The sequence below is a fragment of the Corynebacterium sp. HMSC076G08 genome (assembly GCF_001811515.1).
GTDB classification, from domain to species: Bacteria; Actinomycetota; Actinomycetes; order Mycobacteriales; family Mycobacteriaceae; genus Corynebacterium; species Corynebacterium hiratae.
Genome location: NZ_KV805048.1, coordinates 87,859 through 114,094 on the forward strand (window position 1 = coordinate 87,859; position 26,236 = coordinate 114,094).

Here is a 26,236-nt window from a genome sequence, read left to right on the forward strand (position 1 = left end):
GAGGGTCGCGAGTTCGAGTCTCGTCATCCGCTCCGGCGAAAGTGTCCCTCCACTATGGAGGGGCACTTTTTTAATTTCTTCGCCCTTGCGTTTGGGGGTAAGGGTTTGCCTGGGTTTGGGGTGATTCACGGTAGATAGTGGCACAAAATCGCAGATTTTTGAGGCCTTGTTTACCGTGAGCGCTCGGGTTGGATAAGTTTGCCCGGGAGGTTGCCTGGGAGATGTGCAGGTTTGAGGCGGGCGTGTTGGAAGGGGACTTTTCCCCGTCGGTGGCCGAGCTTTTCGCCAGCCATTTATGATGTTTCTCACAGACTTGTCATCTCAAAGAAATGGACATCATGAGAGCCTTCTCCCCGTCATCATCGTCCCTTCAAAGCGCACTACGCAGCGCTTTTATCATTCTCGCCGTAATGCTTCTGGCACTTCTCAGTGCGATGGCCGTGCCAGCGTTTGCACAGAATCCCACGGGCGTCACGCGCAGTGAAGAGCCTGGGTCCGCTCCCACGGCTGACTCCGAGTCTGCACCGAGTGGAGATTCAGCAGAGGCACAGAGCGGTGCGACGATGCTTGTGCTCGACTCTTCGGGCTCTATGAATGTCCAGGATGCTGGCGGGCAGACCCGCCTGGACGCAGCTAAGGACGCAACGAAGAACTTCGTCTCCGAACTCGGCGGCACCATCCCGTTGGGACTCGTCACGTATGGTGGCACGGTCGACGAAGCCCCTGAGAATCAGGAAGCCGGATGCCGTGATATCCACGTGGTGAGTGGGCCTAAGGAGGACGTGGGGGATTCTTTCACTGGGCCAATCGATGACCTTCAAGCTAAGGGCTATACCCCGATTGGTGATTCCCTGAAGAAGGCCGCCGAAGAGCTAGGCGGTCAGCACGGGACGATCGTCTTGGTATCGGACGGCATTGATACCTGTGCGCCGCCGCCAGTATGTGAAGTAGCCAAGGAACTCCACGACCAAGGTATCGACCTTGTCATCAACACCATCGGCTTCAATGTCGACGAGGAAGCTCGCAAGGAGCTTTCCTGCATCGCAGATGCCGCCGGCGGCGAGTATCTCGACGCCGGGGACGCAGATTCACTGGCAGCGATGATTAAGAAGGCAGCAGGGCGAGCCGCAGACATTTACCAATCCGATGTCGAACAGATTGAAGGCAGCGAAGACATCAGCCAACCAACGCCGCTTCCACGCTGGGAGTCTGGCGAGGACTTCATCTTCCATGCTGAGTTGGATGCCCCGCCGAACGGCGGCAAGGAGTCACGTACCGATTTCCATGCTGAGTCATGGTCTATCCCCGTCAAGCCGGGTGAGCGCTATGTGGCGACGATGTACAAGACACTCGAAGGTGTAGTGGGAACACCGAACCGCCTGTATTTGAAGACGTTTTTCGGCGATGGTACGGAACCGCCAACGGGTACGCATGGTGGCGATGAAGGTTCAGATGATTGCACAGCTGACTGGGACAGTGCGAACACCGGCACTGTATCTGAGGCCTTGCCAAACACTAGCGCGTATACCTACGAAATCGGTTCCAAGAATTGCCAGGGCGACTTGGTCTTGACCGCGATGCGCGCAGGACAGTACAAGGCCGATGAACCATTAGACGTGGAGATCCTGCTTCACCGTGTTGACCCAGTATCCAACATCGACGAGCTTGTAAGTGGTCTTAGCAGCGAGCTGGACGGCGAACTCCATGCCAACGCCAACGGTGCCGACCAGATGGCTCCCGGAAACTGGTTTGACAGTGCTGCGGAGCTTCACAGCGGCCAGACCATCGAAACTGACATTGTTCAGGGCGAAGCGCACGTTTACAAGGTCCCAATGAAGGAAGGTCAGCAGCTGGCTGCCGCAATCAAAGCTGGAGAGGTTTCGGACAAGCAGGCTCTCCAGTACTCAGGCCTTGACGTGACTATCCTCAATCCGGTCCGAGAGAAAGCTGGGGAGCATGAAGTTTTGATCTGGCCTGATGAGGGGGATGAGGGATCGGCTTCGGCAGCAAGCCCTATCGCTTTCACCAACCGCTTCAGCTCCGATGCGGCATCCTCTTATGGCAACGCGAACTGGTTGGAGGGTGACTACTACATCGTGGTGACGCTGGATGCAGGTAAGGGGAATGACCTAGGGGAGAGCGAAGGAAATCTCACTGACAAGCGTGCCACCATGAAGTATTACCTCACGTCCAAGGTGTTGGGGGATCCAATCCAAGGGCCCATCTATGAGCCTGTCAAGGACAAGACTGAGGCACCGAAGAGTGATGGTGACGAAGGAAATGTGGACCAAGCAGCAAGCGCCGACGAGGATAAAGGCTTGGGTCTTGGCACCCTAGGATTTCTCTTGGCCGCAGCCTTGGGCATCATTGCGCTTGCCGTCATCATCTTGGTGGTCATCCTTCTTCGCGGGCGTAGACACTAGTGCTACCTGCGGGAACTGCGGCAGAATCCACGCTTGCGTAGGCATAGGGAACTTTTCTGTCGCGTGCAACGACTACTTGATAACCCCACGCACTCCACGTGGGGTTAAGGATTGGCTAGGAGATCCCTCCCAGCGATAGGATGAGGGAACCTTCAATCAAGAGTTTCATCACGCCATCAAGGAGTCATCCAAGAAATGCAGTTGCGTCAGGTCACCACAGTAGTCGCCGCTGGGGCCGTGAGCCTCGTGATTGGGCTGTCCGCGCCACTAGCCGCGGCACATGACTCAGTCATTGGCGGCAACGTGGTGGGTGACGCACCGCTGGAAGAATTCCCCCGTGAAATCACGCTGGAGTTCTCTGGCATTCCTCGGGATGACTTCAACACTTTCGCCGTGAGCGACACAACCTCCGGCGACGTGCTCTTTGATGCCACACCCACCATTGACGGACGAAACCTCACCATTGAGGTTCCCCAGGACATCGAACCTGGTGACGGCGAATACCAAGTAGGTTTTCGCATTACCTCCTCCGATGGTCACTCCACACTCGGCTCGGTGCCGTTCAGCGTAGCTTCCGGTGCTGCCGGAGGGGAGGCAGGCAATGGGTCGTCTGGAGCCTCTGGCCAAAGTGACGCGGATGCTGCCGCGGAAGACGGCGGTGCAGAGGACTCCCAGGACCCCCTGAGCTCCCTGCCCGCAGCTGCTAAATGGATCATTGGTATCGGGGCAGTTCTCGTCGTCGGTGCGGCAGTCTTCGCCTTCGGGGCGAAAACACGTCGCTCCGATGGCGCAGGCTAGGCCACACAGGGCCTCGATGACGCGCGAGCCAATCCACTTCATCCCCTTCAGGTAATTACTCCAGAAAGGCATGTTCCATGCTGAAATCCCGTTCTTTCTTCCGTACCTCCGTAGTTGCTATCGCGGCTGTCAGCCTCACCTTGGCTGGTTGCTCGCCGAGCGAGGAGGACTCGACAGCTACCGCGACGAGCACCGCGGCCAGCGCTGACAGCAGCGCAGAGAAGGGTGCGGAAACCAGCACGTCGGCTTCTTCCTCCGCTGAGTCTGGCGTAACTTTCGAGGATGCTGTCGTGCGCGCCATGGAGAAGGACTCCGATATGACCGCTATCTTCGGCACTCTCCACAACAACACGGACAAGGACATCAACGTAGTTGGCTTCAGCTCTTCGGTGAAGGCGAAGCACTACGAGATCCATGAGGTTGTCGATGGCGTCATGCAGGAGAAGGAAGGCGGCTTCGATATCCCCGCCGGCGAATCCCTCGAGCTCGCGCCGGGTGGGTTCCACTTCATGCTGATGGGAGTGACCGAGCCCGTCATGGCCGGTGAGACCGCAACCCTGACGCTGGAGCTTGCCGACGGCTCCACGATCGAGCTCGGCGATATCCCGGTGCGCACCATTGGTGCCGGCGATGAAGACTACGGCGACATGGGCCACATGAACCACGGCGATATGGACCACGGATCCATGGACCATGGTGAGCACATGGACCACTCGGAATCCGCAGACATGTCTGACATGAAGAAGGAAGAGCACGAGCACTAGAAACCAGCGTGCTCCGGGCCAAGGTAGGAAAGAAATCGGTTCTCACGAGATAGGGAGATATCAAAGATGAGCGGGTTCGCGGAACCTGTCAGCCGGCGTGGACTGCTCGCCGGAAGCGCTGTGGCGGCAAGCGCGGTAGCGCTTGCAAGCTGTGCGAAAGGGGATGAATCTGGACAGGCATCTGCGGATGCCTCCGCGGATGCCTCTCGCGCAGCGCAGGCTGGGGACGCCGGAAGCACCGGCCCGGAAAACCGCGAGGAGACCATGGGTGGCGATATCGTCGCCTTCGACGGCAAGCACCAAGCAGGCATCCAAACTCCGGTCCAGGCGCACGTGGAGCTGGTGGGCTTTAACCTCAAGAAGGACACCACCGCTCGCGGCGCGGCCGCGTTGATGCGCCTGTGGACGGAGGATGCCCGTCGCCTCTGCACCGGTGAGAACCCGTTGGGCAGCCTCGAACCCGAATTGTCTACCACCCCAGCAAACCTCACCGTCACGTGCGGTTGGGGAGAGGGATTCTTCGACACGGTGGACGTCGCCAAGCCCAGCTGGCTGCGCGATATCCAGGCTTTTGACCATGATGACCTCCGCCCGGAATGGGGCCAGACAGATATCGTCCTGCAGATCTGTAGCGATGATCCTTTCACTGCCGCCTTCGTGTTGCGGCATATGACCCGTGCGGGCAAAGATTACGCCGACGTTGCGTGGATCCAGCAGGGATTCAGCCATGCCTATGGATCTGCACCGAAGGGTGTTACTCCCCGCAACCTCTTCGGGCAAAAGGACGGAACGGTTAATCCCCGAAGCGAGGAAGACTTCAACGAGCAGGTGTGGATCGAAGACGGCCCCTTCGCCGGCGGCAGCGCCATGGTGGTACGCCGCATCCACATGAACCTGGACACATGGGAGCAGCTTGATCGCGCAGCACGTGAGAACTCGACTGGGCGCACTCTCGATACCGGAGCTCCTATAGGTGCTAACGACGAGTTCGACCCCGTGGATTTGGACGCCCGCAACGAGTTTGGGCTCAAAGCCATTGATGAGAACTCTCATGTCGCCAGAGCGCATCCGCCGGCGGAGCATCCAGAGCAAAAACTGTTGCGTCGCCCGTATAACTACAACCTGCCGCCGACTCCGGAGACCACCCAGCGCGGTGAGCTCAGCAACGCCGGGTTGATCTTTATTTGCTACCAGAAGGACCCTACGACCCAGTTCGAGCCTATTCAGGCGCGCCTTGACGAAGCTGATCGGCTCAACGAGTGGATCACCCACATTGGTTCGGCCGTGTACTTCATGCCAGCCGGAACTGAAGGCGAAACCTTCTGGGGCGAGTCGCTCATACGCAGTTAAGAGGGGTAGACTAAGCCGCTGTAACTTTCTCGATGAGTGCTGCTCGGCCAGGTATGTCGAGCGGCGCGTGAGCGCAAAGGAGCGCACCAAGTCATGGCGGAAATGATTCCAGCAGTCCCGGTGAACTACGACCCGATCACGGTCCCGGCCGGGACTGCCGTGGGAGCAGCGATGCGCGAGCATGAGCTGCCCAACAAGGGCCCGGAAGCTGTCGTTGTCGTCCGCGGCGCCGATGGAACCCTCTTCGACCTTTCCCACATCCCGGACACGGACGCCGAGTTCACCCCGGTCGCTGCCTGCGAGGAAGATGGCCGCGCCGTTATCCGCCACTCCTGCGGACACGTCATGGCCCAGGCGGTGCAGGCGGAATTCCCCGGCACCAAGCTGGGCATTGGCCCGGCCATTGAGAATGGCTTCTACTTCGACTTCCAGACCGCTGAGCCCTTCACCCCAGAGGACCTCAAGGCCATTGAGAAGCGTATGAAGAAGATCATCAAGGGCGGCCAGCGCTTCGAGCGCCACGTCTACGCCACCACCGAAGAAGCCGAAGCGGCATTGGCCAATGAGCCCTTCAAGCTGGAGCTAGTCCAGGACAAGGGCAACGTGGATCCAGATTCCGATGAGGCTGCCGAGGTGGGTGCCGGAGATCTGACCCACTATGACAACGTGAACCCGCGCACCGGCGAGGTGGAGTGGTTTGACCTCTGCCGCGGCCCGCACGTGCCGACCACCAAGTACATCCCGGCATTCACCCTCACGCGTTCCTCTGCTGCCTACTGGCGCGGTGACCAGTCCAAGGCTGGCCTGCAGCGCATTTATGGCACCGCCTTCGAATCCAAAGAAGCCCTGGAGTCCTACAAGACCATGGTCGAAGAGGCCGAAAAGCGTGACCACCGCCGCTTGGGTGCCGAGCTGGACCTGTTCTCCTTCCCGGATGAAATTGGTTCCGGCTTCCCCGTCTTCCACCCCAATGGCGCCACCGTGCGCATGGAGATGGAGGAGCACTCCCGCCGTCGCCACATCGCGGATGGCTACTCCTTCGTGTCCACCCCGCACCTGACCAAGGGTGATCTGTTCAAGAAGTCTGGCCACCTGGATTTCTACGCGGATGGCATGTTCCCGCCGATGCAGCTCGACGGTGAGTGGGACGAGGATGGCAACTGCACCAAGCAGCCGCAGGACTACTACGCCAAGCCGATGAACTGCCCGATGCACAACCTCATTTTCGCTTCTCGTGGTCGTTCCTACCGTGAGTTGCCGCTGCGCCTCTTCGAGTTCGGAACGGTCTACCGTTACGAGAAGTCGGGCGTTATCCACGGCCTGACCCGCGCCCGCGGCTTTACCCAGGATGACTCCCACATTTACTGCACCCCGGAGCAGCTCGAAGAAGAGCTGACCAAGGTTCTGGAGTTCATCATTTCCTTGCTCAAGGATTACGGCTTGGATGATTTCTACCTTGAGCTGTCCACTAAGGACCCGAACAAGTACGTTGGCTCTGATGAGATTTGGGAGCGCTCGACGGCTATTCTGCAGTCCGTGGCGGAAAAGTCCGGTCTTGAGCTGGTCCCGGACCCAGCAGGCGCGGCCTTCTACGGCCCGAAGATCTCTGTCCAGGCTCGCGATGCCATTGGCCGTACCTGGCAGATGTCTACCGTGCAGCTGGACTTCAACCTGCCGGAGCGCTTCGAGCTCGAGTACACGGCGTCGGATGGCTCCAAGCAGCGCCCGATCATGATTCACCGCGCACTTTTCGGTTCCATCGAGCGTTTCTTCGGCGTGCTGCTGGAGCACTACGCCGGCGCCTTCCCGGCATGGCTGGCCCCGCACCAGGTGGTGGGCATCCCGGTGGCGGATACCTTCGCCCCGCACCTCGAGAAGGTCTGTGCCGAGCTGCGCTCCCGCGGCCTGCGCGCTGACGTCGATACCTCTGATGACCGCATGCAGAAGAAGATCCGCAACCACACCACCGGCAAGGTCCCGTTCATGCTCCTGGCCGGTGAGCGCGACGTCGAAGCAGGTGCGGTCTCCTTCCGCTTCCTCGACGGAACCCAGGTCAACGGTGTACCGGTCGAAGCGGCAATCAACGTTATCGAAGCATGGGTTCGTGAGCGCAACAACGAGCAACCGACGAAGGACAGCATCGCCGAGCGCGTCTAGATGCATATGCATCTAGGCAGAGGCTAGAAAGGGAGAACACTAAGAGTGGGAGAGTACGTCGATACCGGCCTGGGAACCCCCGACCGCTTAGAGCGCCTGTGGGCGCCGTACCGTATGAGCTACATCAAGCGTGAGGGCGGCGCCGGCGACGTGCCAAAGGAAGCCCACAATCCGTTCGTGGAGATTCCGCAGATGTCGGACGAGGACGGGCTCATCGTGGCCCGCGGCGAGCTTGTCTACTGTGTGCTCAACCTCTATCCCTATAACGCTGGGCACATGATGGTCATTCCGTACCGTCAAGAATCTGAGCTGGAAAACCTTACCGAGGAGGAATCCCGTGAGCTCTTCCAGTTTGCCCAAGCAGCTATCCGGGTTCTCAAGAAGGTCTCCGGCCCCGATGCCGTCAACGCTGGATTCAATCTGGGGCGCGCCTCCGGTGGATCGGTGGGGCAGCACCTGCACATGCACATTGTTCCGCGCTGGAGCGGGGACTCTAATTTCATGACTATCGTGGACGGCGTCAAAGTGCTGCCGCAGCTCCTCAAGGACACCCGCTCCCTGCTGGCGCAGGGGTGGGCGGAGCTCGCCGCCGAGGGAATTATCTCAGGAGAAGCGCATGCTTAGTGTTCATGGGCGCAAGCCCGCCGCCGTGGTTGTGGTACCGGTGGCCAAGCTCTTCCTCAAGATGGGCCTGACTCCCAATATCGTCACCATCGTGGGGACGATTGTCACCATTGCTATCTCGGTCATCCTCATCCCGCTCGACCACCTTTTCGCCGCAGCGCTACTCTCGGGGCTTTTCGCAGCCTTCGACATGCTCGACGGCACCATGGCACGCCTGACTACGGGCGGTTCCAACTTCGGAGCTACTCTCGACGCCTCCTGTGACCGCATTACCGACGGCGCATTGTTCGCAGCGATTGCCTTTTGGATGGTGTACGTCGACAATGCTCACCCGCTTAACTTCGCCGCCTGCATGGTGGTGCTCGTGAGCTCCCAGGTCATTTCCTATGTCAAGGCGCGCGGTGAGGCCTCCGGCTTTAAGATGGTCGGCGGACTCGTCGAGCGCCCCGAGCGCCTGATTCTGGGCCTCGGCGGCGTGGGTCTGGAGGGACTGGGGGTTCCTTATGCCCTAGAAGTCTCGCTCTGGCTCCTAGCTGTCGGTTCTGTCTTCACCATTTACCAGCGCATGCGCCAAGCGGCGCGCCAGGACACTAAAGCGCGTTTCAAGAAGGATCTTTAGCCTAAGTAATCGCTCCGCTCAGCCGGCACCCGACCCCGGCCCGCACAGAAAGGCTTCTCAACCGTGGCTCTAGTGGATCGTGAACGCCTGACGGCCGCCGCGTACATCGCGTGTTGGAAAGTTGTACGTTTTCTCCCACAGCCACTGGCTGCCTGGCTGTTTGAGCGCGGCGCGGATCTGGCCAGCGACAATGGCAAGGGCATGGAGCAGCTGCGCCGCAACCTCAGCCGCGTGGTGGGCGCCGAAAACGTGACGCGCGAGCTGGTGCGTGACTCGATGCGTTCCTACATGCGTTACTGGCTCGAGGCCTTTCGCTTGCCTGCCATCCACTCGGACCCCGAGCTGCAGAAACGCCTATTGGCAGGGCTGCGCGGCAAGGAGCACGCGGACGCCTCCGTGGCATCGGGCCGCGGGGTGATCTTCGCCCTTCCACACTCCGGCAATTGGGACATGGCGGGTGTTTTCTGCGTGGGTCATTATGGCGGATTCACCACCGTGGCCGAGCGCCTAAAACCCGAGGCGCTTTTCGACGCTTTTGTGGACTACCGCGAGAGCCTTGGCTTTACCGTCTTGCCGCTGACCGGCGGCAGTTCCTCGCCTTTTCCGCGTTTGAAAGACACCCTGGAGCGCGGTGGCGTGGTGTGTTTGTTGTCCGAGCGTGACCTCACACGCACTGGTGTGCCGGTAGACTTCATGGGCGAAGAAGCCAACGTTGCCGCAGGCCCCGCCCAACTCGCCATCGAGACGGGAGCGGCCCTCCACGTGGTGCACTCATGGTTCGATGGTAAGGAATGGGGCTTGTCCGTCAGCCCCGAGGTGGAAGTTACCACTCTTCACGAGACCTGCCAGCGGCTCGCAGAAGGCTTCGCAGAAAACATCCGAGCGCATCCAGAGGATTGGCACATGCTGCAGCCGCATTGGAACGCCGACGTAGAACGCCGGCGGGCGGCGCGCGCGAAGAAATAGAAAGGCAGAACACATCATGCGGATCGGTATCATCTGCCCCTATTCCTTCGACGAACCTGGCGGCGTTCAGGCCCACATCCTTGACCTAGCTACTGTTTTTATTGAACAGGGCCATTTTGTGGAGGTGCTGGGGCCGGCGTCGGCAAGCACGCAGGTCCCCAGCTTCGTGCGCAAGGGAGGCTGGGCGGTGCCGATCACCTATAACGGATCCGTGGCCCGCCTGTCCATCGGCCCGCACGTGCGCCGCAACATCAAGCGCTTCATCCGCGAGGGCAACTTCGACATCCTCCACATTCACGAACCGAACTCCCCAAGCTATTCCATGGCAGCCTTGGCACTGGCGCGCGGGCCGATCGTGGCGACGTACCATGCATCCGCCTCCAGTTCTCTCGCGCTGACCCTAGCCAAGCCTTTCCTGCGCCCATATCTGGAAAAGGTCCGGGGCGGGATCGCGGTCTCGGAAATGGCGCGGCGCTGGCAGGTGGAGCAGCTTGGCGGTGACCCCGTGCTTATCCCCAATGGCGTGGATACCTCCGTGTATGCCCTCGAGCGGGAGCGGGCTGAGCGTGAGCGACGCGATTCGGAGATTGAAATCGTGTTTTTGGGACGCCTCGATGAACCGCGCAAGGGGTTGGACATTCTTCTCGAGGCCCTGACGCTTCTCCCAGAGCCCGTCCGCGTGACGGTCATGGGAGGAGGGCACCCGCGAAGCGCCCCAGGGGTTGAATTCGTGGGCCGGGTCAGCGATGCCGAGAAAGCAGCCATCCTCGGGCGCGCCGATATCTATGTGGCGCCCAATACAGGCGGCGAAAGTTTCGGCATCGTCCTCGTCGAGGCGATGGCCGCCGGCTGTGCTGTCGTGGCTTCAGATCTGGAGGCCTTCGCCGCGGTGTGCAACGTCGATTCGGACACACCCGCCGGTGCTTTGTTCCGTACCGGTGATGCCACGGATCTAGCCCGCGTGCTGCACGATGTGGTGAGTGATTCCGACAAGCGGCACGCCTTGACCGCAGCGGGAATGGAGAGGGCTCGCGAATACGATTGGGACCATGTAGCCGCAGCCGTAATGCGTGTCTATGAAACGGTAGCCGACGGAACAAAGGTGCGTGTGTCTTAAATGCCGATCGAAGTTGTCATCATCCTTGCTCTGGCGATTGTGCTCGGAATGTGGGCCCTGTACACAGCACAGCGGCTCAACTCCCTCCACATCCGCACCGATGCGGCGTTAGCGCAGTTGGAGTCCACGCTCGACCGCCGTGCGGCGGTCGTGAGCGCGCTGGCGCCGGAGCTCGAGGGCATTGCGGCGCGGGCGGAGTCTACCGAGTTAGCACAGGGGAATTTCGATGAGCGTGCCACCCGGGAGCGGGAGTTGTCCGCAGCCATCCAGCAGCGCTTTGAATCACGCCCGGCCTTGCTTGCCGACGCCGAAGGGCGCATTCACCTAGCTCACCGCTTCTACAACGAAGCAGTCAGCGATACTCGTGCGTTGCGGTTGCGCCCCGCTGTCAAGCTGCTGCGCTTGGGGGGAACACCGAAGCTGCCTGAGTTTTTCGAACTAAGTCAGATCGACATGTGAGCTGCTCGCGCTGCGCGATACTCGAGGCGGTGCCAGTAGAGAGCCAGAACAGCCATGACGAGGATGAGCTGGTTGCGCAGTACGAGGGCATACACCGGGTTGGGGTCCTCACCGACATAGAACCAGATGTAGTCATAGCCATAGGGGTAGATGACGGTTCCCAAAGCCGCTGTTCCCACGGCGAGGACGGCCATGATGGTGCGTACCCCTTTGATATCGGCGGCCCTCTGCCGTTGCCCGGCGGGTGACTTGGGGACGGGGGAGCGAAGCGCCACCGCTAGTATCGGCCCGAGCCACACGATGTACTGCGGGGAGAAGACCTTATTCGTTGCGATGAGAAGCAGAATCGCCGCGATGAAAAAGACCACGGTGGAATGTGGGCTCCAGAACCCCCGTAGAAAGTGCACGAGTGCTACGCCCACGAACCACACGAGGGCCGCGCCCGTCGCGATGGTGCTGATAGCGAGTGCCGTGTCGACGCCGGGACCGGAGATCTCATAGCTCTTCGAGGCCGCGTATCCCATCGTCCACACATTAGGATGGCGATGCGCCTGGTACACGAACCACGTAGCGGCTAGAGACTCAATCTGGAGACCGCGCTGACCTTGATACGTCAACGGGGATAGAACCCTATCCACGCTGGTCATCGCTGCTACACCGAGGCACAGGGCAAGAAGGCTTCCAAAGAACGCGGCGAGCCGCCGCCAGGTATCGCGGGAGCTTGCTCTCCCGACGAGCCCCGCAGCGAGGACCCCCGGCCACAGCTTCGCGGCGGTGGCCCACGCCAACAAGGCCGACGCGAGCCGCGGGCGGGTAGCCAGAAGCGCGCCCGCGCAGGCAACCAGCAAGGCAGGATAGAGATCGAGCCGCCACGCGAAGACGTGGCCTGCCGCCGTGCCAAAGAACACCCAAAACCATCCGGCGCTATATGCCCCGGGGTTGGAACGGTGATGACGTAGGAGAAGGGCGAGGAAGGCGCCGTCGGCAAGCAGCACCATTGCCGTAAAGCCGATGGCATAGGCCTCGAAGTCGTCGCCGGTAATCCACGCAAGGAGGATGCTGGGCCAGGTGCCCACCTGGGGATACTCCGTCATGTCACGGGGGTTATCCCCGTATACGCCCGCGAGGTAGTACCGGACATCCCCGAGCGGACCCGTTTCGTTGACCAGTAGGTAGATAAGGAAAAGGCGCGCCAGCACCCATCCAGCCCAGATAGTCGGGACTTTAGCGATTATTTTCAATGGCGGATTCGACGTCGACGGGTGGGCCCAACATGAGAAGGATGCTAAACACTACGGCAACGACGAGCAGCGCGATAAGCGCGGTGCGGACGGGGTGGCGCACGGCCTGGGCTAAGAGCTTGTCGAAGAAACTCTGCGGCTCCGCGTCATCGCTAAACCGCCACGGACCAGCAACGAGCCCGCGCCGCGAAACCCACAGCGCAAAAGGCAATGCTGCGAAGGGAATCACGGTGACGACCAGGCCCAGGATCCCGATGCCCATTGGCCACCGGTTGTTGATCCACACCAGGGCCGTCATGAGCAAAAAGCACAGGAAGCCGAAGCCGTGGATACCTCCCGCAAGTGGGGTGAGTGCTGCGGTGGTGCCCGAGTACTTGAGGATCATCGAGAGGATAAGCAATCCCCACGTGACCATTTCCAGGTAAGCGGCTACGCGGTGCACGCTGTGCGGCGTGGTTGAAGTCATGCGGAATATAGTACGCAACCTTCGGGGGTGGATCAGCACGTGAGTAGGATAGTCGGGGTTAGTGTGGCGGGCGCCATATCGCGGCGAACGCCACAACGCACAAGGAAGGGAGCAAGACATGGCAACGGTGGCCCAGGCGGTCGACCTCGAGCGAATCGGCGACGACGAGTTCCGCGGCCCTGTGGTTCCATCGCTTATTACGCGCACCTTTGGCGGGCAAACCATGGCGCAGGCGCTCCGCGCGGCGCAGCTCACCGTTGACGACAAGTTTGCCCACTCCATGCACTGCTACTTCGTGGGGCCGGGCGATTCTGGCGCTCCCACCACCATTCGGGTCGAGCGGATTAGGGATGGCCGCTCTTTTGCGCACCGACACGTACGGGTCTTTCAAAACGAACGCTTGATCTTCATGCTCAGCGCTGGTTTCCAAGCGCCAGGGGACAGTGGTCCAGAGCACCAAGCAGACATGCCGCAGGTGCCGCCACCGGAGAGTATTAAGGACTCGCCCTATTCCACCCGAATCATCTTGAAAGAGTGGGAAGACTGGGACGTGCGGCTTGTCCCGGATGCGGACCGCGACGCGATTGCCGCGGAAACCACCGGTGCCGGGTTTAGGAATATTTGGTTCCGTAACACTGGTGACTTTCTTACCACTGCCGACCAGTCTCTCCACCAGGCGGCGCTGCTGTATATGTCGGACATGACGCTGATTCGTACAGCATTGCTTCCGCACCAGGGCGAGAGGATTCAGCTAGCCAGCCTGGACCATTCTCTGTGGTTCTTGCGGCCAGTTCGAGTGGATGAGTGGATGTTGTATTCGCAGTCTAGCCCGTCAGCACAAACCGGGACGGGGCTAGCAGAGGGCAAGATCTTCAATCAGCGCGGCGAGCTACTGGCCGTGGCGATGCAGGAGGGCCTGACGCGCATCCTGCATCCGGACGCCGAAGGCTCAAGCGCCAACGGGAATTGGCAAAACGTTTAGCCACCGGGGGTCAGCACCACGGCGTGCGAGACGCACGCGCGGACCCCTGTTCCGGTGGATCCAGGACAAGGCCGTATAATTGCAGCAGTTTCTACAAGCTTTTTATATAGCCACATCGAAAGGGATGACATGGCAGGCCACTCTAAATGGGCAACAACGAAGCACAAGAAGGCGGCGAACGATGCCAAGCGTGGCAAGGAATTTGCCAAGCTGATTAAGAATATCGAGGTGGCCGCCCGCACCGGTGGCGGTGATCCCGCCGCAAACCCAACCCTTGATGACATGATTAGGAAGGCCAAGAAGGCCTCTGTTCCTAACGACAACATTGAGCGCGCCCGCAAGCGCGGCTCCGGCGAAGAAGCCGGCGGTGCCGATTGGGAAACCGTGATGTACGAGGGCTATGGCCCGAACGGTGTTGCCATGCTCATCGAGTGCTTGACGGATAACCGCAACCGCGCGGCGACGGACGTGCGCACCGCCATGACCAAGAACGGCGGCAACCTCGGAGAGTCCGGCTCCGTGGCGTACATGTTCGCCCGCACCGGCTTGGTGTTGGTGGAAAAGGGAGAGCTTAGCGAAGACGACATCCTGCTCGCTGTGCTGGAGGCTGGCGCTGAGGAGGTCAACGACAACGGCGAGAAGTTTGAGATTACCTGTGCACCGGGTGATATCCCCGCCGTGCGCGAGGCGCTCGTTGCTGCCGATATCGAGGTCGATGACACCGATACCGATTTCCGCGCCTCGGTCGAGGTGCCGCTGCAGGCAGATGATGCCCGCAAGATCTTCCGCCTCATCGACGCTCTTGAGGATTCGGACGATGTCCAGAACGTTTACACCAACATGGACTTGAGCGAAGAGGTCCTCGCCCAGCTGGACGAGGACTAACGCGGCTAGTCGAGCTTGAGGCCTTCCATGCCATGAGCAGTTACCGTCTCTGACAGCGGGGCACGGCCCGGGGATGTGTTGAACACAGGGCTGGACTCGTCTGCAATGCCGAAGGTCAGGGCGGTGACAAGCTTGTGCTCCTCGTCCACTCCGAGGAATTCACGGACGGTCGGGGCGAGGAGCGAAATCATGCCTTGCGGGACACCGCGGTAGCCGTGCGCTTGAAGCGAGAGCAAGAAATTCTCCGCATAGGTACCTTGATCAAAGGCAGCGCGGATACGGTCGCCCATTGGGGGAATGAAGAGCAAAGCCGTGTGTGGGGCGCCGAAGAAGCGAAGGTTCTCACGGACAAATTCCGTGCGCGCTTCCTTATCCTCGCGCGCAATACCGAGGAGCCCGTACATCTTGGCTGCTAACGCCTGCGAGCGCTGCGGGTGGACGCCCTGACCGTAGTCAATCGTGAAGTCCGGGTTGATTCCATTCTTATCGAACTCAGCAATGAGAGCGGCGCTCAAGTCCTGCAATGCCGTACCGCCAACCAGGTGCACATTCCAGGGTTGGGTATTGGAGTTGGAGGGGGCGGATTGGGCGTCGATCAGCACCTGTTCTATAACCTCTGCGGGGATGGGGTCCGGAAGGAACGCGCGCGCGGAATGGCGGGAACGAATGAACTCAGAAAAGCCATTAGGATGTTGAGACATGCGCGCCACTCTACGCCCCACAATCTGAGGGAGTGTATTCGGCTCGGGGGACTGCCTGCACTAGAACACATGTGTGTACACTGTTTCTAGATAAACGAGTGGTTGTATAGGGTGAGAATAAAAAGGGCGAGGAGGCAGCCGTGAACTTGGAGGGGTTGCGTGTCATGGGTATTGATCCCGGTCTGACGCGTTGTGGCCTGTCTGTTGTCCAAGCCGGACGTGGGCGCGCGGTCATTCCCATCGCCGTGGGCGTCGTCCGTACGCCCAGTGACAAGGATCTGGGAGAGCGCCTTAAGCGGCTGTCAGTCGCGGTCCGGGAATGGATGGATGACTATAAGCCGGATGTCGTGGCGCTCGAGCGCGTATTCGAACGCGGTCAGGTGTCAACCGTGATGCAGACCGCGCACGCAGTCGGGGTCTTGGTGCTTGCAGCCGCAGAGCGCGACATCCCAGTACACATGTACACCCCTTCGGAGGTGAAGAAGGCGGTGTCGGGCAACGGGCGCGCTGATAAGAAGCAGATGACCGCCATGATCACCCGAATTCTGGGGCTCAGCGAGTCGCCTAAGCCAGCGGACGCTGCGGATGCCTTGGCCCTTGCCGTCTGCCACTGCTGGCGTGCGCCGGCCCTGGCATGGATGAGCGGGGGTGATCCGAGTGCTGGCGTGGGGGCTGGGGCACGAACGAGCGGTGTGCGCGGCACCTCACCACGCACCGCGTCCGTCTCTCGGGCGGCGAAGACGTCCTCTTAAGCTATGTGGTACATCCACTCGAACCAAGGAACCTAAGTAATGATTGCATCTTTGCGCGGAACTGTCCTCGACATCCAGCTTGACCATGCCGTGCTCGAATGCGCCGGCGTGGGATACAAGGTGCTGGCCACCCCAGCCACGCTGGGCACGCTCCAGCGTGGTGAGGAAGCCCGAGTCATGACCACGCTCGTGGTGAAAGAAGATTCGATGACGCTGTACGGGTTCACCAGCCAGGATGACCGCGACATGTTTCACGTCCTCCAGACGGTCTCTGGGTTGGGGCCCAAACTGGCGCTGGCCGCGTTGTCCGTGATGAGCGCAGGTGATTTAGCCCAAGCAATCGCGGGGGAGGAGGCTGCACGGCTGCAGAAGATTCCGGGGGTAGGAAAGCGCGTAGCGCAGCGCTTGATCCTAGAACTCAAGGACAAGGTGCAGGCGTTTGCGCCCACGGACGGTGCTGATCCTGCGGCCTCCGCCCCTGCGGCTGCCGGCCACGTGGTGGAGGATGTCGTTGAGGCGCTCATTGGGCTGGGCTTTACGGACAAGATGGCTCGTCCGGTGGTGGAATCGGTAGTGGCTGAACAGCCCGATGCAGCGACGCCGGTGGTGCTGCGGGCAGCGCTGAGCCAACTGGGCGCGAAAAAATAGGGGAGAGTGGGTGAAATGTCAGACGTAGAACGCACTGAGTTTAAGCTGCCGGAGGGGATGGATTTAACCTCGCCTCCGCAGCGTAACCACGATGTGGACGCCACAGAGCAACAAGGCGAGCACGATATTGAGCGCTCGCTGCGCCCGAAATCCCTCGATGAATTCATCGGCCAGCCCAAGGTGCGCGAACAGCTATCGCTCGTGCTCAATGGTGCGAAGAACCGCGGGGTAACCCCGGATCACGTGTTGCTCTCCGGCCCGCCTGGGCTGGGCAAGACCACGATGGCGATGATTATCGCTCAAGAACTGGGAAGTTCCCTGCGCATGACGTCCGGCCCCGCACTGGAGCGGGCCGGAGACTTGGCCGCGATGCTGTCGAATCTCATGGAAGGTGACGTGCTCTTCATCGACGAAATTCACCGCATCGCCCGTCCCGCGGAAGAAATGCTCTACATGGCAATGGAGGATTTCCGCATCGATGTCATCGTGGGCAAAGGCCCTGGGGCGACCTCCATCCCGCTGGAAATCCCACCTTTTACTCTGGTGGGAGCGACGACGCGCGCGGGCATGCTGACTGGTCCGTTGCGTGACCGCTTCGGTTTCACCGCGCAGATGGAGTATTACGATACCGAGGACCTCACCCGAGTGATTACCCGAGCAGCGCGAATCTTGGAGGTTGATATCGACCAGGATGCCGCGGTGGAGATCGGCTCCCGATCGCGCGGGACGCCGCGTATTGCTAACCGGCTGTTGCGTCGTGTGCGCGACTATGCCGAGGTCAACGGAGATGGGCACATTAATGTGGCAGCTGCCCAGGCAGCGCTTCGGGTCTTCGACGTTGATGAACGTGGGCTGGACCGTCTTGACCGCGCGGTGCTCGAGGCCCTCATTAAGGGACACGGCGGTGGACCCGTGGGGGTTAATACGTTGGCTATTGCGGTGGGCGAGGAACCGTCAACCGTCGAGGAGGTCTGCGAACCCTACCTCGTGCGCGCCGGAATGATCTCCCGCACCGGGCGTGGCCGTGTTGCCACGGCAGCGGCCTGGCAGCACCTGGGCCTTGAGGCGCCCGAAGGAACTGTCGGCGGGACACTCTTCTAATTGTCCCGGCAATTGGCCGGGAGGCGGGCAGGTCTGGCACACTGGCCTTTTATGAACGGAACCCAACTTATTCTTCTCCTTGTTCTGGCCGTCCTCGTCATTTTGCCGAGCTTTATGTCCATGCGCGCGCAGCGCAAGCGCCAAGCGCAGATGAAGGAGCTCCAATCCTCGTTGCGCCCAGGCTTAGACGTGATTACGGCCGGTGGCCTGCACGGAACTGTGGTGGAGGCCCGCGGTGAACAGGTTGATTTGCGAGTCAAGGACGGCACGGTGATGACCTTCGACACCATGGCCATCGTGCGCTCCGCGGAGCCGATTGCTTCCCAGAACGAAGCAGCGGCTGAGCCGGAGGAGGGTGAGGACGAACGCTTTCCGAAGCTCTAAAACAAGTTGCACTCGTCACACTGCGGGTGCCTCACCTTAAACCTGTTAAGGATTATGCCAGTCCATGACGTACGATGATGGACTGTGCTTTAGTCATGGTGGCGCCGCGACACTCAGCACGTGCGTGGCAGTGGCTGCCATGACCCATGATTTTTAGCCCTGTTCCTCACAACACAGGAGATCTTTGTGTCCGCTTCGAAACGTGGTGGCGTCAGCAGCCGTCAACGGCAATGGCCCAGACGAGCAATGGCGCTCTTTGCGCTCATCGTCATTGTGGTTTACGCCCTTATCTTCCTAACCGGCGATAAATCGCCGACTCCCAAGCTCGGCATTGATTTGCAGGGCGGTACGCGAGTAACCCTCGTTCCGCAGGGCGAAGACCCCACCCAGGATCAGCTGCAGCAGGCACGCAACATCCTGGAGCAGCGTGTCAACGGTATGGGCGTCTCCGGCTCTGAGGTCGTTATCAGCGGCTCTAGCCTGGTCATTACGGTGCCGGGCGAAGACGCTTCCCAGGCGCAGGCTGTAGGCCAAACCTCGCAGCTGCTGTTCCGCCCAGTGGGTGAGCAGCCGATGCCGGACTTGGACAAGCTTGAAAAGACCATGACGGATATGGCGAACCGCTGGGTCAAGTACGGCGTCGTGGCACCGGAGCAGGCGAATGACGCACTGGCCTCTATCCACGACGCGCTCAACCAGAGCGCTGATGCCGCCCAGGGTGAGGATAAGAAGGAAGAAAACAAGGACGCGAAGAAGTCTCCGGCCCCGACCGTGAGCGAAAAGCCGCTTCCGGAACCGGCAAACTCTCTGGAAGAAACTGAACGTCGCGATCAGGTTAACGAGGTTCTCCTCAAGGACCGTCAGTCCGAGGACCCCACCGTTCAAACCGCGGCCCTGGGCCTGATGCGGTGCGATGCTGATTCCGATCCGCTGGCCGGCACCGACGATCCGGCAAAGCCGCTCGTGGCGTGTGACTACTCGAATCAGCAGCCCTATATCCTGATGCCGGCTCCGCTGCTGGACGGCATCGAGGATCCACACGGTACCCGCCTGACCGGTAACGAAATCGATACCCAATCCCCAATTCAGGGCGGTCTCAACGGCCAAACCGGCCAGATGGAGATCAGCTTCGCGTTCAAGACTGGCGACGGCCCCAACGGCTCTCAGACGTGGTCTACCCTGACCCAGGAGTACCTGCAGAAGCAGGTGGCCATCACTCTTGACTCGGCCGTTATTTCCGCACCGGTTATCCAGGGCGCGACTCCGGTGGGTTCTGCCACTTCCATTACGGGTGATTTCACGCAGGAAGAAGCCCAGAACTTGGCCAACAACCTGCGCTACGGTGCGCTCCCGTTGTCCTTTACGGGCGCTAACGGCGAGCCGGGCGGAACGGTGGAAACCGTGCCTCCGTCACTGGGTAAGGCGGCTCTTGAGGCAGCGCTTATTGCGGGTATCGTCGGCCTGATTCTGGTCTCCCTGTATTCCATGTACTACTTCCGCGCACTGTCCGCTGTGGCCTTGCTGGTGCTCATCGCCACCTGTGTCCTGCTCTATGGCGCTCTGGTTCTGCTGGGCCGCTGGATTGGCTACTCGCTGGACCTGTCCGGTATGGCGGGCTTGGTCATCGGTATCGGCGCCACGGCTGACTCGTTCGTGGTCTACTACGAGCGTATGAAGGATGAGCTCTTGGGCGGCCGCACATTCCGCTCCGCCACCCGCACGGGTTGGGAACGCTCCCGTGCAACGATCGTCACGGGTAAGGCCGTTACCCTGATCGGTTCCGTCGTGGTCTACTTCCTGTCCATCGGTGCGGTCAAGGGATTTGCCTTCACCATGGGACTGACCACGATCTTCGACCTCGTCGTATCCTTCCTGATCATGGCACCGCTCATGCAGCTCCTCGGCAGCCGCCCGGCCTTCGCTAAACCATCCATGAATGGCCTTGGTGGCATCTACAACCTTGTGGAGGAGCGCCGTGAACGCGGCTTTTATGCCAAACCGGCCAAGAACCCCGTTGCTACCGCTGCGGATGAGGAGAAGTAAACATGGCTGTCGAAACCACTAACCGCAAGATTTCCCGCTTTGACCGTCTCTACGTGGACGGCAGCGGATTCGACTTCGTGGGCCGGGCCAAAACCTGGTACACCATCGCCGGCGTGCTGCTCATCGCGTCCATTTTGGCCATTGCGCTCCGCGGCTTTAACTTGTCCCTTGACTTTGAAGGCGGTACGAAGCTCAACATGCCGGCGGGAGACCTCAGCACCGAGCAGGTAGAGGAAACCTTCAAGGATGCCACCGGTGTCACACCGGAGCTGGTGCAGATTGTGGGCGCCGGTTCCTCGGAGACATTGGAAATCACCTCCGAGCGCCTGTCCCAGGATCAGGTGAATCGGGCACGCCAGGCCATCTTCGAAGAGTTCCACGTCAAGGATGAAAACGGCAAGCCCAGCCCGGACGCGATCGGTTCCTCGACGGTATCGGAATCGTGGGGTGCCTCGATTACCAAGCGAATGGTCATCGCCATGGCGGTCTTCCTGGTGCTCGCCACTATCTACGTGGCGGTTCGCCTGCAGCGTGATATGGCCTTTGCCGCTATCCTCGCCCTTATCTTTGACGGTGTTTTCATCTCTGGTATCTACGCCCTCTTTGGAATTGAGGTTTCACCGGCGGTCATTATCGGCCTGCTGACTGTGCTTACTTTCTCCCTCTACGACTCCGTCATTGTCTTTGACAAGGTAGATGAAAATACGAGTGGGCTGGAGGGCCAGCGTAAGAAGACCTATGCCGATCTCACCAACCTGGCCATCAACCAGACCGTGATGCGTTCTATCTCTACCTCGGTCATTTCCGCGCTGCCGATTATCGCCTTGTTCATCGTCGCTGTGTGGCTGATGGGTATCGGTACCCTGCGCGATCTGGCCTTAGTCCAGTTCATCGGCGTTATCGAGGGCGTCTTTTCTTCCATCTTCCTCGCAACGACGCTGCTGGTGACATTGTCGAACCAGCGCAAGAGCGTCAAGAAGCATAACGCTGAGGTCGCCGCTTATCGGGCGGAAGGCGGGGACGCAGACGACGCCGACGATGATTCACCGAAGCCTGCGCGCACTGTGGTATCCCCGGCAGCAGTTTCCCCATCCACGGCCTCCGAGCCCGCAACGAAGCCGCGCGGCGAGGAGTCCGGTGGCGCGTCCTGGCGTCCTGGGCGCTAAATCGTGCGCGCCTCATCAGTTGCGGCACTGCTCGCTGTTGCTCTTACCGTTTCTGCGTGTGGAGCGAAGGAGGACAGGGCAGGCAAGGATGTCCCGCCGCCGCGCTTCGCAGTACTGAGCGACGCCCGCATCGCCACCAGCAATGCGGCTTCTGACTGGGGCGAAGCTGCGGGCGCCGCGCAGCTTGCCAGCCGCGTGTTCCCTGCGTTGTACGTGCCAGGCCCGGCTGGGCAGATGGTTCCGAACTCGGATCTGGCAGATGCTGAGTACGTTCCGGCCGAGAGCGAGGGCGTCGGCGCTCGTGTGGACTTCACGCTCACGGAGCAGGCACGCTTTGCCGACGGAGAACCTGTCACATGTGATGACTACCTTTTGGCGTATATCGCCGGGCAGTTGAGCGAGACCTTTGGCTCCCACCTCCCGTTGGCGGAAGACATAGCCGAGATGGAGTGTGCACCGCATAGTAAGAAGTTCACCGTCTGGTTTAACCCAGATGCTGGTTCGCGCTGGCGCTACCTGTTTGGGCCGGGCACGGTGGTGCCCGCCCACGCGTTAGCTAAGCGAGCAGAGCTCAGCATGGAGGAGCTCAACGCGGCGCTTCACGCCTACGACGTGACGACCTTGCAGCCTGTGGCGGAGGCGTGGCGCGAGGGGTTTTCTACCGAACCAGGCCGTTTCGATCCCGAGCTACAGATTTCCTTTGGTCCTTACAGCATTGATCGCGTCGAGGACGACGGCGCCATCGTACTCACCGCCAACGACAACTACTACGGCGACAAGCCGTCGCTGAAGGAGATCGTCATGCTGCCGAACACGGCGGATGCGGCTGCATTTGTGGCCTCGGACGAGTTGCGCGTGGCCGAGTCACCTACCGCGGCACCGTCGTGGCTGAATCGGGACGCAGAAGGAAAACCGGTCGACGTTAACTCCGTTGCGGGAGGCATGACCGATACTTTGGTTTTCTCCGAAGCCGGCACCTTCGCGCAGCCGTGGGCACGCGCCGCTTTCGCTGCCTGCGTCGATGCACAACGCATGGCAGAAGTTTCCGCAAAGGAATCCGGCGTGGAGGTACCCGCCGTCTCCGTGCGGACAGTGAGCACCAGTGATTCGGTGGCATCACAAATGGCGTCGCTCACCACAGTCCCTGTAGACACCGCCACTGCTTCCGGCCTCGCTGGCTATACGGTCGGCGTCGGATACCTGGCACCTAACCCGCGCTATAAAGCGATGGTGGAGGAGCTACGCGCAGCCTGCGAACCAGCCGGGATTACGGTGGAGGATCGTTCGGGGGATCGTGTATCCCGTGCCCAACTGGACGCCGACCCCTCGACGGGGTTGCCGGAGATCGACGTCTACCTTGGAGCCGTCGACCCGATGCGGGAGTATTCCGCGCCCGCTGCCAGTGTGAAGAACGCTGCGGCTTTACGCACACTGGAACAAGAGCTTTGGGAGGAGCTGCCGTCTATTCCCATTGCCGCGCAGCCCCGAACCTTCATCGTTGATCGCGCTGTGACTGGCGTGGTGCCCTACACTGGCCCTGCGGGTATCGGGTGGAATCTCGACCGCTGGGGCTATACCCGAAATGAAGCAACCGAAACAAAGGAAGAGTCGTGAGCGAGATTTACGTCGCAGCAGCACAAGCCCTGAAAGACAAGGTGCGCCTTGTCCCGGATTTCCCGGAGGAAGGAATCCTTTTCGAGGACCTGACTCCGGTGTTGGCCGATGCTGAATCCTTCGCCGCCGTTGTCGATGGCTTGGCTGAGGCGTGCAAGGAGCTCGGTGCTGACATGATCGGCGGCCTCGATGCGCGCGGATTCCTGCTGGGTTCAGCCGTAGCGTACAAGTTGGGGGTAGGTATTTTGGCCATTCGCAAGAAAGGCAAGCTGCCGCCACCGGTGCTGACCCAGGAGTACGAGCTGGAATACGGTACCGCCGCGCTGGAAATCCCTAACAGCGGCATCGACATCAAGGGCAAGCGCATTGTGCTTGTCGACGACGTCCTCGCCACCGGCGGCACTCTCCACGGCGCCACCTTGCTCCTGGAGTCCGCAGGAGCAGAGGTCGTGGGCAATGTCGTGGTTCTGGAGGTTCAGGGACTGGAGGGCCGCGAGCGCCTGGAAGGTTCTCCGCTGATTGTGCTCAACCAGATGGGGACAAAGGACTAAGGTTGTATGCCTAAGCTACTTCGCGGAGGCAGACATGACGACTGAAAAGCAGGACAAGACTGCATGGCGGCCAGGCGGCGTCCGCGGCATGTCCGCCCGCCTGGCTCGTTCGCTGACGGGCGGCAGAGTAAAGATCAATCCGGCGCTCGACCCGCTGATGTCCATTCACCGGGAATTTCATCCGAAGGCCGACGCGGAACTACTCAATAACGCCTACACCACGGCACAGCGTCTGCACGAAGGCGTTTTCCGCAAGTCCGGTGAGCCATACATCACGCACCCGCTGGCGGTAGCCACCATCGCCGCGGAGATAGGTATGGACACCACGACCGTCGCAGCAGCGTTGCTGCATGACACGGTGGAGGATACCGACTACTCGCTCGAGGATCTGACTCGTGATTTTGGTCCTGAGGTGGCCCGACTCGTCGATGGTGTTACGAAGCTCGACAAGGTTGCACTCGGCGCCGCTGCGGAAGCGGAAACGATCCGCAAGATGATTGTGGCAATGGCTACTGATCCGCGCGTGTTGGTTATCAAGGTGTGCGACCGTCTCCACAACATGCGCACGATGCGCTTCCTCCCGCCGGAAAAGCAGGCTAAGAAGGCACGCCAGACTCTCGACGTCATCGCGCCGCTGGCTCACCGCCTCGGAATGGCCAGCGTCAAATGGGAGCTTGAGGATTTGGCCTTTGCCATCCTGTACCCGAAGAAGTATGACGAAATCGTACGCATGGTGGCCGACCGTGCGCCCTCGCGCGATCGAGCGCTCAAAGAGATCAAGGCTCAGGTTAGCCAGGCGCTGAAGGCCAACGGCATCGAGGCTGAGGTGATGGGCCGCCCGAAGCATTACTGGTCGATTTACCAGAAGATGATCGTGCGCGGCCGTGACTTTGCGGAAATCTTCGATCTTGTGGGCATCCGTATTCTTGTCGATGACATCAACTCCTGCTACGCAGCCATCGGCGTGGTGCACTCGCTGTACCAGGCTCTTCCAGGGCGCTTTAAGGATTACATTTCTTCGCCGCGCTTCGGCGTGTACCAGTCCTTGCACACCACCGTGATTGCGGCCGGTGGCTCCACTCTTGAAGTGCAAGTGCGCACGCACGAGATGCACTACAACGCTGAGTTCGGCGTGGCGGCGCATTGGCGCTACAAGGAAACTAAGGGCAAGAATTCCGGCCACCAGGAAGAAGTCGACCAGATGGCGTGGATGCGCCAGCTGCTGGATTGGCAAAAGGAAGCAGCAGATCCCAACGAGTTCCTCGACTCCTTGCGCTATGACCTGACCGCCAAGCAGATCTTTGCGTTTACCCCGAAGGGCGACGTGGTTAACCTGCCTGCCGGTTCCACCCCCGTTGACTTTGCCTACGCTGTGCACACCGAGGTGGGGCACAGGTGTATCGGCGCCAAGGTCAATGGCAAACTCGTGGCCCTAGAGTCTGAACTCAAGTCCGGCGACAAGGTGGAAATTTTCACTTCTAAGGATCCGAACGCAGGACCGTCGCGGGATTGGCAGGAGTTCTTGGTGTCGCCCCGGGCGAAGACGAAGGTGCGGCAGTGGTTTGCCAAAGAGCGCCGTGAGGAGCATCTTGAAGCCGGGCGCGATGCCCTGGCCGCTGAGGTTCAGCGCGGTGGTTTGCCCATGCACCGCTTGTTCACCGCCAGCTCGATGAAGCAGGTGGCCGAGCAGCTGCACTATCCCGACGTGGATGCGTTGTACACCGCTATCGGCGCGGGCCACGTATCGGCGCAGCACGTTGCTAATCAGCTCATGGCTCTCTTTGGGGATCAAGATGACGCTGTCGATGCCTTGGCTTCGCGCACCCCGCTGAGTGAGCTGGAGAACTCCCGCGCGCAGCATACGAAGGATTCCGCATCCGGCACCGGCATTCTGGTGGAGGGAAGCCCAGACGTCATGGCCAAGTTGGCGAAGTGCTGCCAGCCCGTGCCAGGAGACGCCATCTTTGGCTTCGTTACCCGCGGCGGTGGGGTGTCTGTGCACCGTGCTGACTGCACCAACGCTGAAAAGCTGAAGTCCGAGCCGGAGCGCATGATGCAGGTGGAGTGGGCCGGTGGGCCGAAGTCTTCCGGCGCTTTCTCTGCGACACTGCAACTTGAGGCCATCGACCGCCAGGGCCTGCTCTTTGAGCTGACTCGTATCTTCAGCGAGCAGAGCCTCAACGTTTTGTCGATGACGTCCAACCGCGGCGATGACCACATTGCGACCGTGCGCTTTACCTTCTCGGTGTCCGATACCAAGCAGCTGGGGCAGCTCATGACGACGCTGCGCAACACCGAGGGCGTCTTCGACGTCTACCGCGTCACCGCCTAGGCGAACTGAAGCCCACGGCTAAACCACCGCCCCCTCAACCGGGGGTGTGCGGTTGAACACTGGGTTGCGCTGGGATGAAAACGGGGAAGACGC

Annotated in this window: 24 protein-coding genes; 21 read left to right on the forward strand and 3 right to left on the reverse strand. The window is 60.5% G+C overall.

Annotated features, from left to right (window positions below):
• The first annotated feature begins 410 nt into the window (after positions 1–410).
• The 10 genes from HMPREF2806_RS06615 to HMPREF2806_RS06660 all read left to right on the forward strand — a co-directional run bounded on the left by HMPREF2806_RS06615 (position 411) and on the right by HMPREF2806_RS06660 (position 11,277).
• Positions 411–2,423 (forward strand): vWA domain-containing protein, encoded by a 2,013-nt coding sequence (locus HMPREF2806_RS06615; protein WP_232745313.1) that lies wholly within the window; start codon positions 411–413, stop codon positions 2,421–2,423.
• A gap of 195 nt (positions 2,424–2,618) precedes the next feature.
• The gene (locus HMPREF2806_RS06620; RefSeq protein ID WP_046648167.1) at positions 2,619–3,221 is read left to right on the forward strand and encodes a copper resistance CopC family protein; all 603 of its coding nucleotides are present in this window, start codon (positions 2,619–2,621) and stop codon (positions 3,219–3,221) included.
• A 77-nt stretch (positions 3,222–3,298) separates the two neighbouring features.
• On the forward strand, positions 3,299–3,985 hold the full coding sequence (locus tag HMPREF2806_RS06625; RefSeq protein WP_070516911.1) for a copper chaperone PCu(A)C: 687 nt from the start codon (positions 3,299–3,301) through the stop codon (positions 3,983–3,985).
• A gap of 66 nt (positions 3,986–4,051) precedes the next feature.
• Complete coding sequence (locus HMPREF2806_RS06630) at positions 4,052–5,335, forward strand: Dyp-type peroxidase (RefSeq protein ID WP_070516912.1); 1,284 nt, start codon at positions 4,052–4,054, stop codon at positions 5,333–5,335.
• A 93-nt stretch (positions 5,336–5,428) separates the two neighbouring features.
• Positions 5,429–7,492 (forward strand): threonine--tRNA ligase, encoded by a 2,064-nt coding sequence (gene thrS / locus HMPREF2806_RS06635; protein ID WP_070516914.1) that lies wholly within the window; start codon positions 5,429–5,431, stop codon positions 7,490–7,492.
• A 45-nt stretch (positions 7,493–7,537) separates the two neighbouring features.
• Positions 7,538–8,116 (forward strand): ATP adenylyltransferase, encoded by a 579-nt coding sequence (locus tag HMPREF2806_RS06640; RefSeq protein ID WP_070516916.1) that lies wholly within the window; start codon positions 7,538–7,540, stop codon positions 8,114–8,116.
• The gene (gene pgsA / locus HMPREF2806_RS06645) at positions 8,109–8,735 is read left to right on the forward strand and encodes a phosphatidylinositol phosphate synthase (RefSeq protein ID WP_046648162.1); all 627 of its coding nucleotides are present in this window, start codon (positions 8,109–8,111) and stop codon (positions 8,733–8,735) included. Before HMPREF2806_RS06640 ends, pgsA begins: the two co-directional genes overlap by 8 nt.
• A 63-nt stretch (positions 8,736–8,798) precedes the next feature.
• The gene (locus HMPREF2806_RS06650) at positions 8,799–9,701 is read left to right on the forward strand and encodes a phosphatidylinositol mannoside acyltransferase (RefSeq protein WP_046648161.1); all 903 of its coding nucleotides are present in this window, start codon (positions 8,799–8,801) and stop codon (positions 9,699–9,701) included.
• A 16-nt stretch (positions 9,702–9,717) separates the two neighbouring features.
• Positions 9,718–10,818: a glycosyltransferase family 4 protein gene (locus HMPREF2806_RS06655; protein ID WP_070516917.1), complete on the forward strand. Its 1,101-nt coding sequence runs from the start codon at positions 9,718–9,720 to the stop codon at positions 10,816–10,818.
• Positions 10,819–11,277 (forward strand): LemA family protein, encoded by a 459-nt coding sequence (locus HMPREF2806_RS06660; RefSeq protein WP_070516919.1) that lies wholly within the window; start codon positions 10,819–10,821, stop codon positions 11,275–11,277.
• Here the strand turns inward: HMPREF2806_RS06660 and HMPREF2806_RS06665 are convergent.
• Together HMPREF2806_RS06665 and HMPREF2806_RS06670 are read right to left on the reverse strand one after the other, a co-directional pair.
• A complete protein-coding gene (locus HMPREF2806_RS06665; RefSeq protein WP_232745325.1) occupies positions 11,262–12,371 on the reverse strand; it encodes a DUF2029 domain-containing protein in 1,110 nt (369 codons plus the stop codon). The genes HMPREF2806_RS06660 and HMPREF2806_RS06665 overlap by 16 nt on opposite strands.
• Before the next feature lie 130 nt (positions 12,372–12,501).
• Complete coding sequence (locus HMPREF2806_RS06670; RefSeq protein ID WP_070516922.1) at positions 12,502–12,984, reverse strand: DUF3817 domain-containing protein; 483 nt, start codon at positions 12,982–12,984, stop codon at positions 12,502–12,504.
• A gap of 118 nt (positions 12,985–13,102) precedes the next feature.
• On the opposite strand from HMPREF2806_RS06670, the gene HMPREF2806_RS06675 reads away from it, so the two are divergent.
• Complete coding sequence (locus HMPREF2806_RS06675) at positions 13,103–13,966, forward strand: acyl-CoA thioesterase (RefSeq protein WP_070516924.1); 864 nt, start codon at positions 13,103–13,105, stop codon at positions 13,964–13,966.
• A 129-nt stretch (positions 13,967–14,095) separates the two neighbouring features.
• The gene (locus HMPREF2806_RS06680) at positions 14,096–14,851 is read left to right on the forward strand and encodes a YebC/PmpR family DNA-binding transcriptional regulator (RefSeq protein WP_070516926.1); all 756 of its coding nucleotides are present in this window, start codon (positions 14,096–14,098) and stop codon (positions 14,849–14,851) included.
• A gap of 5 nt (positions 14,852–14,856) precedes the next feature.
• On the opposite strand, the gene HMPREF2806_RS06685 is transcribed toward HMPREF2806_RS06680, so the two are convergent.
• The gene (locus HMPREF2806_RS06685; protein WP_083306523.1) at positions 14,857–15,552 is read right to left on the reverse strand and encodes a nitroreductase; all 696 of its coding nucleotides are present in this window, start codon (positions 15,550–15,552) and stop codon (positions 14,857–14,859) included.
• Positions 15,553–15,692: 140 nt separating this feature from the next.
• Here HMPREF2806_RS06685 and ruvC point away from each other — a divergent pair, with 140 nt between their 5' ends.
• The 9 genes from ruvC (at position 15,693) to HMPREF2806_RS06730 (ending at position 26,143) form a co-directional block, all read left to right on the forward strand.
• Positions 15,693–16,304, forward strand: coding sequence for a crossover junction endodeoxyribonuclease RuvC (ruvC, locus tag HMPREF2806_RS06690; RefSeq protein WP_070513204.1), 612 nt, complete (start codon positions 15,693–15,695; stop codon positions 16,302–16,304).
• 39 nt (positions 16,305–16,343) lie between these two features.
• Positions 16,344–16,952 carry a Holliday junction branch migration protein RuvA gene (ruvA, locus tag HMPREF2806_RS06695; RefSeq protein ID WP_070513207.1) on the forward strand — a complete coding sequence of 203 codons (609 nt, stop codon included), beginning with the start codon at positions 16,344–16,346 and terminating at the stop codon, positions 16,950–16,952.
• 15 nt (positions 16,953–16,967) lie between these two features.
• Positions 16,968–18,053 carry a Holliday junction branch migration DNA helicase RuvB gene (gene ruvB, locus HMPREF2806_RS06700; RefSeq protein ID WP_070513210.1) on the forward strand — a complete coding sequence of 362 codons (1,086 nt, stop codon included), beginning with the start codon at positions 16,968–16,970 and terminating at the stop codon, positions 18,051–18,053.
• A gap of 51 nt (positions 18,054–18,104) precedes the next feature.
• A complete protein-coding gene (gene yajC / locus HMPREF2806_RS06705; protein ID WP_046648149.1) occupies positions 18,105–18,437 on the forward strand; it encodes a preprotein translocase subunit YajC in 333 nt (110 codons plus the stop codon).
• 246 nt (positions 18,438–18,683) lie between these two features.
• Positions 18,684–20,480 (forward strand): protein translocase subunit SecD, encoded by a 1,797-nt coding sequence (gene secD / locus HMPREF2806_RS06710; protein WP_198531326.1) that lies wholly within the window; start codon positions 18,684–18,686, stop codon positions 20,478–20,480.
• A 2-nt stretch (positions 20,481–20,482) separates the two neighbouring features.
• Positions 20,483–21,646: a protein translocase subunit SecF gene (gene secF / locus HMPREF2806_RS06715; RefSeq protein ID WP_049154887.1), complete on the forward strand. Its 1,164-nt coding sequence runs from the start codon at positions 20,483–20,485 to the stop codon at positions 21,644–21,646.
• Positions 21,647–21,649: 3 nt separating this feature from the next.
• Positions 21,650–23,260 (forward strand): ABC transporter substrate-binding protein, encoded by a 1,611-nt coding sequence (locus HMPREF2806_RS06720; RefSeq protein WP_080975073.1) that lies wholly within the window; start codon positions 21,650–21,652, stop codon positions 23,258–23,260.
• Positions 23,257–23,811, forward strand: a complete 555-nt coding sequence (locus HMPREF2806_RS06725; RefSeq protein ID WP_046648146.1) for an adenine phosphoribosyltransferase — start codon at positions 23,257–23,259, stop codon at positions 23,809–23,811. Before HMPREF2806_RS06720 ends, HMPREF2806_RS06725 begins: the two co-directional genes overlap by 4 nt.
• A gap of 34 nt (positions 23,812–23,845) precedes the next feature.
• Positions 23,846–26,143, forward strand: a complete 2,298-nt coding sequence (locus tag HMPREF2806_RS06730; RefSeq protein ID WP_049154885.1) for a RelA/SpoT family protein — start codon at positions 23,846–23,848, stop codon at positions 26,141–26,143.
• The last annotated feature ends 93 nt before the right edge of the window (positions 26,144–26,236 follow it).

Excerpts from the sequence above, each read along its gene's own strand:
- HMPREF2806_RS06730 (WP_049154885.1), top strand. The coding sequence starts at position 23,846 with ATGACGACTGAAAAGCAGGACAAGACTGCATGGCGGCCAGGCGGCGTC.
- secD (WP_198531326.1), top strand. The coding sequence starts at position 18,684 with ATGGCGCTCTTTGCGCTCATCGTCATTGTGGTTTACGCCCTTATCTTC.
- ruvA (WP_070513207.1), top strand. The coding sequence starts at position 16,344 with ATGATTGCATCTTTGCGCGGAACTGTCCTCGACATCCAGCTTGACCAT.
- HMPREF2806_RS06620 (WP_046648167.1), top strand. The coding sequence starts at position 2,619 with ATGCAGTTGCGTCAGGTCACCACAGTAGTCGCCGCTGGGGCCGTGAGC.
- HMPREF2806_RS06685 (WP_083306523.1), bottom strand. The coding sequence starts at position 15,552 with ATGTCTCAACATCCTAATGGCTTTTCTGAGTTCATTCGTTCCCGCCAT.
- HMPREF2806_RS06625 (WP_070516911.1), top strand. The coding sequence starts at position 3,299 with ATGCTGAAATCCCGTTCTTTCTTCCGTACCTCCGTAGTTGCTATCGCG.
- HMPREF2806_RS06675 (WP_070516924.1), top strand. The coding sequence starts at position 13,103 with ATGGCAACGGTGGCCCAGGCGGTCGACCTCGAGCGAATCGGCGACGAC.
- HMPREF2806_RS06665 (WP_232745325.1), bottom strand. The coding sequence starts at position 12,371 with ATGACGGAGTATCCCCAGGTGGGCACCTGGCCCAGCATCCTCCTTGCG.
- thrS (WP_070516914.1), top strand. The coding sequence starts at position 5,429 with ATGGCGGAAATGATTCCAGCAGTCCCGGTGAACTACGACCCGATCACG.
- HMPREF2806_RS06630 (WP_070516912.1), top strand. The coding sequence starts at position 4,052 with ATGAGCGGGTTCGCGGAACCTGTCAGCCGGCGTGGACTGCTCGCCGGA.
- HMPREF2806_RS06655 (WP_070516917.1), top strand. The coding sequence starts at position 9,718 with ATGCGGATCGGTATCATCTGCCCCTATTCCTTCGACGAACCTGGCGGC.
- HMPREF2806_RS06660 (WP_070516919.1), top strand. The coding sequence starts at position 10,819 with ATGCCGATCGAAGTTGTCATCATCCTTGCTCTGGCGATTGTGCTCGGA.
- ruvB (WP_070513210.1), top strand. The coding sequence starts at position 16,968 with ATGTCAGACGTAGAACGCACTGAGTTTAAGCTGCCGGAGGGGATGGAT.
- HMPREF2806_RS06615 (WP_232745313.1), top strand. The coding sequence starts at position 411 with ATGCTTCTGGCACTTCTCAGTGCGATGGCCGTGCCAGCGTTTGCACAG.
- HMPREF2806_RS06670 (WP_070516922.1), bottom strand. The coding sequence starts at position 12,984 with ATGACTTCAACCACGCCGCACAGCGTGCACCGCGTAGCCGCTTACCTG.
- HMPREF2806_RS06680 (WP_070516926.1), top strand. The coding sequence starts at position 14,096 with ATGGCAGGCCACTCTAAATGGGCAACAACGAAGCACAAGAAGGCGGCG.
- secF (WP_049154887.1), top strand. The coding sequence starts at position 20,483 with ATGGCTGTCGAAACCACTAACCGCAAGATTTCCCGCTTTGACCGTCTC.
- yajC (WP_046648149.1), top strand. The coding sequence starts at position 18,105 with ATGAACGGAACCCAACTTATTCTTCTCCTTGTTCTGGCCGTCCTCGTC.
- pgsA (WP_046648162.1), top strand. The coding sequence starts at position 8,109 with ATGCTTAGTGTTCATGGGCGCAAGCCCGCCGCCGTGGTTGTGGTACCG.